Origin of the sequence: Polaromonas sp. AET17H-212 (genome assembly GCF_002379085.1) — a bacterium.
GTDB lineage: Bacteria > Pseudomonadota > Gammaproteobacteria > Burkholderiales > Burkholderiaceae_C > Polaromonas.
In genome coordinates this window covers 18,193-27,118 of sequence record NZ_NBZW01000040.1, presented here as the reverse complement: position 1 = coordinate 27,118, position 8,926 = coordinate 18,193, and the positions used below count along the sequence as shown (strand labels likewise).

The window sequence follows — 8,926 nt, the reverse complement described above, 5'->3', positions numbered from 1 at the left end:
GGCGGGGGCGGGTCATCAGGTGCATCAGCAAGGGGAAAGCGGCTCCGGAAGAGGAAGCTTAAACTATACCCCTCAGATACAATCATCCAGTATAGCCAGCCAGGAAGAGCCCATGCAGCCCACTGCACAGCCGGCTTCTTCGTTTCCTGGTTTGATACCAGCCACTCCATGCGTTCCAGAGGAAATATGTCCAAGTCAGCTTATTTTTCAAACCAGGCGCTGCCGACTGCCCTGCGCTTGCTGGCTCTGGTCGCGGCCCTGTGTGTGCCGCCCGCACATGCCGACGACTACACCGAGGTGAACGCCCTCGTGCGTGCGGGCCAGCTGGGGGAAGCCATGGCCAGGGCCGACAAGTACCTGGCCACCAAGCCGCGCGACCCGCAGATGCGCTTCATCAAGGGCGTGATCCAGACCGAAGCCGGCAAGCCGAACGACGCCATCACCACCTTCACCAAGATCACCCAGGACTACCCGGAGCTGCCCGAGCCCTACAACAACCTGGCCGTGCTTTACGCCGGCCAGAACCAGTTCGACAAGGCCAGGGCCGCCCTCGAAATGGCCATACGCACCAACCCGAGCTACGCCACCGCGCATGAAAACCTGGGCGACGTGTATGCCAAGCTGGCCAGCCAGGCCTACAGCAAGGCGCTGCAGCTCGACGGCGGCAACAGTGCCGTGCCGCCCAAGCTGGCGCTGATCCGCACCCTGTTCACGCCGGAGGCCAAAGCCCAGAAGCCGGCTGCGGCGACACCGGCCGCGCCCGTGACGGCCCAGACACCCGCCGCACCGGCCAAACCTGCGCCAGCAGCGCCTGCAGCCCCGGCGCCTGCTGCGCCGGCAACACCAGCCCCTGCGGCCCCGGCACCCGCCGCACCGGTGTCGTCGCCCGCACCGGCCGCGGCCACACCGGTCAGCGCCGCCGAAAAGGAAGTGGAAGCCACCGTCAGGGCCTGGGCCAACGCCTGGTCCGGCAAGGACATGACCGCTTACCTGGCCACCTATGCCAAGGACTTCGACACACCTGGCAACCAGTCGCGCAAGGCCTGGGAAGAAGAGCGGCGCAACCGCATCGTCGGCAAGTCAAAGATCAGCGTGAAGATCAACAACCTGTCGGTCGACGTCAAGGGCAGCAAGGCCACCGCCAAATTCAGGCAGGATTACAGCGCCGATGCGCTCAACATCTCCAGCCGCAAGACACTGGACATGGCCAAGGCCGGCGAACGCTGGCTCATCGTCAGGGAATCCACCGGCGGTTGATGGCCGCCCGCTGCGTGCGCACCCCTGGCACTTGCCTGACCTTTCCCACGGCCCCTGACTCCTCACTCATGCAACGGGCATCCGCCACCCTCCTCGTCACGGCACTGTCGGTGATGTGCGGCCCCGCGCCGGCCCAGAGCGCGGACAAGAGGAAGCCCCATGCCACCACCTCCACCACCCGCTCCTCCAGCAGCGCAGCGGCCGACAAACGCGGTGCAGCGCCCTCCCGGGCGGCCGTGCGGCCGGCGGTCAAGGACGGCGAAGCCGAAGCCCGCCTGATCGAGATCTACAAACTCGCCGGCCAGGCCAGGGGGCGCGAGGCCCTGGTCAAGGCCGAGCGCCTGGTCGATGACCATCCCAATTTCCAGCTGGCCCAGCTGGTTTATGGCGACCTGCTGGCGGCCCGCTCCCGCCCGCTGCGCGCGCCGGGCGACGTGTCCGAGGGCGCGGCCAAAGCCGGGGCCAGCACGCTGGCCGAGCTGCGCCAGGAATCCCTGATGCGGCTGAAGGCGCTGCAAGAGCGGCCGGCGCCGGGCACCATTCCCTCGCAGTTCCTGGCGCTGTCGCCGCGCAACAAACATGCGATCGCGGTGGACGCCTCGCGGGCCCGGCTCTATCTGTTTGAAAACACCGCCACCGGTCTCAAGCTGGTGAGCGACTACTACATCTCGGTGGGAAAATCCGGCATCGAAAAATCCGTCGAGGGTGATTCGCGGACCCCGCTGGGGATTTATTTCGTCACCAGCAACCTGGACCCGAAGTCGCTGAAAGACTTTTACGGCTCGGGCGCCCTGCCGATCAACTACCCCAATGCACTGGACCTCAAGCGCGGCAAGACTGGCAGCGGCATCTGGCTGCACGGCACACCGCCGGCCCAGTTTTCACGCGCGCCGCAGGCCAGCGACGGCTGTGTCGTGCTGGCCAATCCGGATCTGGAGCGCATCATCCGCACCGTGGAAGTGCGCACCACGCCGGTGGTGATTGCACAAAGCCTGCAGTGGGTGGCGCCGCACAGCATCAAGGCCGACAGCAGGTCCTTTGAGGAGGCGCTGAACAGCTGGCACCAGGCCAAGTCGGTCGGCGACCTGCCCACCCTGAGCAGCCTGTACAGCAGCGACTTCAACAGTTACGGCAAGACCCGCGACGACTGGACGGCCCAGCTGCGTACCGAAGCCGGCAAACAGCGCGGCCGCACGGTGCAGCTCAAGGATGTGTCCTACCTGCGCTGGACCGACAGCACCGACACCATGGTGGTAACCTTTGGCGAGGTGCTCAGCGGCTCGCGCACGGGCCCGGTCCGGCGCCAGTACTGGATGCGCCAGGGCAAGCAATGGAAAATATTTTTTGAAGGAGTGGTTGGATGACTTTCAGCAACAAGGCCATCGGCCGGCGCGCCTGCCTGGCGATCGCAACACTGGCCCTGGTGGCCGGGCAGGCCTGGGCGCAAGGCGCGGCCGGCGCGCCCAAGGTCAGGTTTGCGACCAGCGCCGGCGATTTCGTCGTCGAGGTCTACCCCGACAAGGCACCCAAAACGGTCGCCAATTTTCTTCAGTACGTCAGGGACAAGCACTACGATGGCACGGTGTTTCACCGCGTGATCGACAACTTCATGGTCCAGGGCGGCGGCTTCGATGCCAGCTATGCGCAAAAACCGACACGGCCGCCAGTGGCGCATGAAGGGCGCGAGGCGCTGGCCAAAGGCGGCGACAAAAACGTGGTCGGCACGCTGGCCATGGCGCGCACCAACGACCCGGACTCGGCTTCGTCGCAGTTTTTCATCAATGTCAGGGACAACGACTTCCTGAACCCGAGCGCCCAGTCCCCGGGCTACACCGTGTTCGGCAAGGTGGTCAGCGGCATGGACGTGGTCGGCAAGATCAAGGCCACGCCCACCGGCCCGAGCGGCCCCTTCCCGAGCGACGTGCCCAGAACACCCATCCTCATCAACTCTGCAACCCTGGTCAAATAACCCATCATGAGCAATCCCAAAGTCGAACTCCACATTGCCGGCTACGGCGTCATCACCCTTGAACTCGACCAGGACAAGGCGCCGAAATCGGTGGCCAACTTCCTCAACTACGTCAACAAGGGCCACTACAACAACACGGTGTTCCACCGCGTGATCCCGGGCTTCATGGTCCAGGGTGGCGGTTTTGAAGTCGGCATGAAACAAAAGCCCACCGACGGCGAGATCGAAAACGAAGCCAACAACGGCCTGAAAAACGACCACTACACCGTGGCCATGGCGCGTACCAATGCGCCGCACTCGGCCAGCTCGCAGTTTTTCATCAACGTGTCCGACAACGCCTTTCTGAACCACACCGCGCCCAACGCGTCGGGCTGGGGTTATGCGGTGTTCGGCAAGGTGGTGGGCGGCACCGACGTGGTCGACAAGATCGCCGCCGTCAAGACCGGCCGCAAGGGCTTTCATGACGACGTGCCGCAGACCGACGTGGTGATCGAAAAAGCCGTCGCGCTGGCCTGATTTCCGTCTGGACTGAGCGCGTTCAAGTTCAGCCCGTGAAAATCCCGTCGACCGTTCCCCGGATTGCGGAGCTCCAGGCGCCGCCGTCCTGGGGCACGGTCGATTTCATTTCCGACCTGCATTTGCAGGCGGGTGATGCCGGCACGTTTGCCGCTTGGCGCGACTACATGGAAAGCACCCCCGCCGACGCGGTGTTCATTCTGGGCGACCTGTTTGAAGTCTGGGTCGGTGACGATACCGTCGGTGTGGAAGGGGGCGCGCAAGACAGCTTCGAAGACCGCTGCGCCCGCCTGCTCGGCCAGACGGCCGGGCGGCTGGCGCTGTTTTTCATGCACGGCAACCGCGACTTTCTGGTCGGTCCGCGCCTCATGGCGCTGTGCCACACCACCTTGCTGGCCGACCCGACCGTGCTGGCCTTCAACCACCAGCGCTGGCTGCTCTCGCACGGTGACGCCTTGTGCCTGGGCGATGTGGACTACCTGCAATTTCGCCGCGAGGTGCGCAGCCCCGCCTGGCAACGCAGCTTTCTGGCCCGGCCGCTGGCCGAGCGGCAGGCCATCGCACGCGGCCTGCGCGAACAAAGCGAAGCGCGCAAGCAGTCCGGCGCCCTTTATGCCGACGTGGACGGCAACGCGGCCCGCGAGCAACTCGAAGCCGCCAACGCCCAGATCCTGATCCACGGCCACACCCACCGGCCGGCGGTGCACGACCTGGGACACGGCTACTCACGCGTGGTGCTCAGCGACTGGGACGCCGCCGCCGCCGTGCCACGCGCGGAAGTGCTGCGACTGACGGCGACCGGCCTGCGCCGCATTCCGCTGTTGTAATCCACACCCCATGCCAAACTGGTTGCGCCAGCTGTTCGGACGCACGCCACGCGCCGACACCATCCCCGATGCCCTGTGGCAGGCCACGCTGGCCGCCCATTCTTTTCTGGCCGAACGGCCGGCGGCAGAGCGGCTGCAGTTGCGCCGCCTGGTCGGCGAGTTTCTGGCGCACAAGGAATTCACCGGTGCACACAGCCTGGTGGTCACCGACGAGATGGCGGTGGCGATTGCCGCGCAGGCCTGCCTGCCGGTGCTGCATCTGGGCCTGGGCTGGTACAGCGACTTTGTCGGCATCGTGGTTCACCCCGGGCAGATGATCGCGCGCCGGGAAATGCAGGACGCCAGCGGCGTCGTGCATCGCTACAGCGAGGTACTGTCCGGCGAAGCCATGGAGCGCGGCCCGGTCACGCTGAGCTGGCAGGACGTGGCCTCGGCTGGCGCGCTGGCCGGCCACGGCTACAACGTCGTGATCCACGAGTTCGTCCACAAGATAGACATGAAGGACGGCGCCGCCGACGGCTGCCCGCCCCTGCCCTCCCGCGCCGCGCACAAGGCCTGGCACGCGGTGATGCAGCCGGCTTACGATGCTTTTCGCGAACAGGTCACCATGGCCGAGCGTTTCGGCGGCGAGCCGCCTTGGCTGGACGCCTATGGCGCCACGGCGCCGGCAGAATTTTTTGCCGTGAGCTGTGAAGCCTACTTCGTGAACCGCGCGCGCTTCACGCAGGACTTTCCGGCACTGACCGCGCTATTTGACCAATTCTTCAAGGTCAATCGGCCTGCAGCCCTTTAGGTTCGGGCGCACTCAGCTATTTAATTGATAGCTAACTTGCCTTTCCTGGCGGCGCGCCGGGCGGCCCAGACGACACCGCAAGGATCCCACTTTTTCAGCGCTTGATCAGTGCCTTCAGCACATTCTGCAGACGCCGCACATGCGCCGCGTCATAAGGCGTGGCCAGCACTTTGGCCGTGTCTTCACCCCAGGTCTGCGCTGGCGCCGGGTCGTTGCGTTTGGTCAGCAGCACCAGTTGCAACATGCGGCGCGCGCTGATGTGTTCGGCCGGGGTCGGCAGCTCGGCGGCGATTTCCAGGCGCAGCAGGGTTTCTGCGGCATCACCCTTGGGCGCCGACGACAGGGCTTTCATCCACGCGCTGCGCGTGGCCGGCGTCACCAGCTTGCCGAGGGCCTGGGCATCCGGCAGCAGCGCCGGGTCGCGCTTTTCCCAGGCGGTTAGCAGGTGGGTCAGCACCTCGCCGTGCGCCTGCTCGGACAGCTTGCGCAGCGCCTGCTGGGCATGCTCGAAGGCCTCGCGCTGTGCGCGGAAAGCCGCGTCGCCCAAGCGCGGCCCACGCTCTTCATAGGCCGGCCTGTCGCTGAAACGGCTTTCACGCTCGGGGCGGTAAGGCTCGAACTTGTTGTCGGCCGGCCGGTTGCCGCGGCCATCGGGCTTGCCACCGCCGGGTCGCGCGTCCTTGCGGTCGCCAAACTTGCCGCCGCGGCCGGCGGGCGCAGCTTCGGCCTTGCGCATGCCGGGGCGGTCATCGCCGCGCATGGCCACCACCGGTTTGGCGGGTTTGGGCGGCGGTGCGGCCGGTGCTGGTGCAGCTTCTTCTGCTTCCGCAGCGGGCTCGGCCGCTGCTTCAGGCTCGGCTCCGGCCTCGGCCGGGACCTCTTCTTTCGCTATTGTTTCAGGAGCAGCCGGCGCAGGTGCATCGGGCGCTGACGCCTGATCGGATTCCGACCCCCGAGGTACTTCGGCCGGCGCAGGCGCTGCCGCGGCAGCCGGTGCTGCCGGCTTGAACTGCCCGCGCAAACCGGCTTCCAGGTCGGCCATCGCGGTGCGGATTTTCTGCACGTCGCCGGTGGCGTTGGCAGCGTCCAGGGCTTTGGACAGCTCGAGCACCAGGCGGTCATGCTCGCCCAGGGACGACGCGGCTTTTTCACGCTCGGCGGTCTTGCGCTGGAAGGCGTCGTCGATCGGCTTGCGGAAAGCGTCCCAGAGTTTTTGCTCCTGCTTGCGCTCGATCGGCACCGCCTGCGCTTCGTGTTGCCAGCGCTGCTGCAGCGCCTTGACGGCGTCGATGTGCAGCTGCGGCTCGGCGCCCAGCACCTGCGCTTCCTCGATCATGGCCTTGCGGTGGGCCAGGCTCTGGGCGCGTGCGGCTTTCAGCGGCGCATCGGCGGCATCCATCGCGGCCTTCCACAGCGGCTGGATCTCGGCAAAGGCCTTCTCGCCCAGGTGCCCGGCAGCCGTCCACTTCTCGACAAAACCATTGAGACAGCGAATCTGGTACTTCCAGTCGGTGTTGCCCTTGTTGGCCTCGGTCCAGGCCTGCACCTCGTCGATCAGCGCGCGGCGCTCGGCCTTCACGGCCTCGCTTTGCTCCTTGACCTTCTCGAGCCAGGCCTCGACCACCTTGTGGGCTTCGTTGCAGGCGTCGTCAAACCGCTTCCAGAGCGCGTGGTTCGGGATGCCGCCCTGGTCGCTGGTTTTCCAGAGTTCGCGCATGGTGCGCAGCGCCTCCTGCTGCTTGCGCCCGCCCAGGGGCTTGGCCACCAGGGCTTCGGCCTTGGCCACCAGTTCCTCGCGGATCTGGTCGGCACGCCAGCGCTGCCAGCCTTCGAGTTCGCCGGCCGCCGTCAATGCGGCATGCGCCGCGGCTTCGAGCGCGCTGTCGATGTTGCGGATGTTTTCCTTCAGCGCCTGGCGCAGCTCGGCCGCGACCTTGGGCGTGGATTTGCCATGGCCTTCGGTGACTTCATGCTCGAGCTTGGCCAGCGCGGCCTGCACGATGGCCGCCGATTTTTCACGCATGTCCTTGAGCACGGCGGGATCGATCTTGACCTTGGGCGCACGCGCGGGCTGCTCGCCGGCAGCAGCTTCGCCGCCACGCGGCGTGCCGCGGGCGCTGCGCAATTCATCGGCCCAGACCGGCACCGCCGGCAGCGGTGCGGCGGCGTCTTCGGCGGCCGCGACGGCCAGCGACAACGCGCCCTGAAAAGCTTCCCACACCGCCAGCAGCTGGCCACGCGAGGCGTCGAGCAGCGGCGCGAACTTGGCGTCCACGCTGGGCCAGTTGGTGTCCTGCGCGAGTTCGTCGGCCTGGGCCTGCCAGTGCGTCACGTCGGCGCGCAGGGCTTCCCACACACCTTGTGCGTCACGCCAGGGTTTGGTCGACAGCACTTCAATGCGCTGGGCAATCAGCACGGCGGCCTCGCGCTGCACCTGGGCGCGGTGCTGCAGGTCTTCAATCGTCTTGACGCGTTCGGCGAGCTGGGCCTTCAGCCCGGCCAGCGGCTCGCGCGACAGCGGTGCACCGGCCTTGGCGGCATCACGCTGCCAGGCCAGGGCGTCAGCCATGTTGAGCTTTTTCAGGGCCAGCAGGGCCTGGCCCTTTTCAGCCCATTCGGCCGCCACGGTTTCCTGGCTTTTCAGGCGCTTGGCCTCGTCGAGCTTTTCCTTGAGCGGCTTGGCCGCACCCTTGTCGCGGTTGGCCAGGTCCTTGTAGACCTCGGCCATCTGCTCGACCGTGGGACTGGTGGCCAGCCACTCGCGAATGCGCGCGGTGCGTTCGCCCGACGTGGGCGCGGAGAAAGCCCCGCCCGTCAGGCCATCGAGCGGATGGCTGTCGGCACTCTTGGTGGAAGGCGTTTTCACGGCGGGTGTTTCGGGCTTGGCAGATTTGGACATGGGGAAACGCAGCATATGGATAAGTAGGACCGGCGAAGCGGGGGGATCTTCAGGGATCAGGACATTGCAGGTCTGCCCTTGGGGCTTTACAGCCTGCCGGCATCAGCAGGCACAAGGCGGGACCGGCGTAAAAAAGAGGAGCCACAGGACAGATATCCGCGACCCCGACCCAAGCTTCAGAAATAAAGCAATGCCGCTATTTTCGCTGTTTTTACGGCAGCGCCAAATTAAGTTCGGCGCGCGGTGTCCATTTGATGTCCGCGAGCGCGTTTTGGGGCACGCCCGGGAAGAGCGTTCCGGACGAAACACCGCCGGCGGAGAGGTGGTCCCTGACCGCCAGACCGGCCAACAGGCCAGTTCACGACGCAGGTCCTGCCCAGATGGGTGACAAGGCCAGCCCATCGACCTCGATGGCGTGGGCGACCGGTGAGGCGACAGCGCCTCTATATAGAGACATAGAGACGGAGACGCGCGATTTTCCATTGGAGCGCCCCGGGGAAAACACGCTGCTTTCCGGCCCCGCAGCCGGGAAGGGACTCGAAGTGACTGGAACGGAGCGTCGGGAGAAATTGCGTTTCAGTTCATGGCCGGGCATAGGCCTTGAGTCTTGAACGCGCAGGAAAAAGGTCAATGGCTGATTGGGCGAAAAGGCCAGCCCCAAAATA

General features: G+C 65.9%; 7 protein-coding genes. 6 read left to right on the top strand and 1 reads right to left on the bottom strand.

All coding sequences use genetic code 11. The annotated features are described in order from the left end of the window. The first annotated feature begins 186 nt into the window (after positions 1-186). The 6 genes from B7G53_RS20730 to B7G53_RS20705 all read left to right on the top strand — a co-directional run bounded on the left by B7G53_RS20730 (position 187) and on the right by B7G53_RS20705 (position 5,362). Positions 187-1,257: a nuclear transport factor 2 family protein gene (locus B7G53_RS20730; protein ID WP_096671266.1), complete on the top strand. Its 1,071-nt coding sequence runs from the start codon at positions 187-189 to the stop codon at positions 1,255-1,257. A 68-nt stretch (positions 1,258-1,325) separates the two neighbouring features. Next, a complete protein-coding gene (locus B7G53_RS20725) occupies positions 1,326-2,621 on the top strand; it encodes a L,D-transpeptidase family protein (RefSeq protein ID WP_096671272.1) in 1,296 nt (431 codons plus the stop codon). Then, positions 2,618-3,226 carry a peptidylprolyl isomerase gene (locus tag B7G53_RS20720; RefSeq protein WP_096671264.1) on the top strand — a complete coding sequence of 203 codons (609 nt, stop codon included), beginning with the start codon at positions 2,618-2,620 and terminating at the stop codon, positions 3,224-3,226. The genes B7G53_RS20725 and B7G53_RS20720 overlap by 4 nt, the downstream gene beginning before the upstream one ends. 6 nt (positions 3,227-3,232) lie before the next feature. Continuing rightward, positions 3,233-3,742 (top strand): peptidylprolyl isomerase, encoded by a 510-nt coding sequence (locus B7G53_RS20715; RefSeq protein WP_096671262.1) that lies wholly within the window; start codon positions 3,233-3,235, stop codon positions 3,740-3,742. A gap of 35 nt (positions 3,743-3,777) precedes the next feature. Beyond that, positions 3,778-4,569 carry a UDP-2,3-diacylglucosamine diphosphatase gene (locus B7G53_RS20710; RefSeq protein ID WP_096671260.1) on the top strand — a complete coding sequence of 264 codons (792 nt, stop codon included), beginning with the start codon at positions 3,778-3,780 and terminating at the stop codon, positions 4,567-4,569. A 10-nt stretch (positions 4,570-4,579) separates the two neighbouring features. Then, complete coding sequence (locus B7G53_RS20705; RefSeq protein WP_096671258.1) at positions 4,580-5,362, top strand: zinc-dependent peptidase; 783 nt, start codon at positions 4,580-4,582, stop codon at positions 5,360-5,362. A gap of 94 nt (positions 5,363-5,456) precedes the next feature. Here B7G53_RS20705 and B7G53_RS20700 read toward each other — a convergent pair whose 3' ends face one another. Then, a complete protein-coding gene (locus tag B7G53_RS20700; protein WP_096671256.1) occupies positions 5,457-8,276 on the bottom strand; it encodes a DUF349 domain-containing protein in 2,820 nt (939 codons plus the stop codon). Between the last annotated feature and the right edge of the window lie 650 nt (positions 8,277-8,926).

Bases quoted from the DNA above. Each gene is read 5' to 3' on its own strand.
- B7G53_RS20730 (WP_096671266.1), top strand. From the start codon at position 187: ATGTCCAAGTCAGCTTATTTTTCAAACCAGGCGCTGCCGACTGCCCTG.
- B7G53_RS20725 (WP_096671272.1), top strand. From the start codon at position 1,326: ATGCAACGGGCATCCGCCACCCTCCTCGTCACGGCACTGTCGGTGATG.
- B7G53_RS20720 (WP_096671264.1), top strand. From the start codon at position 2,618: ATGACTTTCAGCAACAAGGCCATCGGCCGGCGCGCCTGCCTGGCGATC.
- B7G53_RS20715 (WP_096671262.1), top strand. From the start codon at position 3,233: ATGAGCAATCCCAAAGTCGAACTCCACATTGCCGGCTACGGCGTCATC.
- B7G53_RS20705 (WP_096671258.1), top strand. From the start codon at position 4,580: ATGCCAAACTGGTTGCGCCAGCTGTTCGGACGCACGCCACGCGCCGAC.
- B7G53_RS20700 (WP_096671256.1), bottom strand. From the start codon at position 8,276: ATGCTGCGTTTCCCCATGTCCAAATCTGCCAAGCCCGAAACACCCGCC.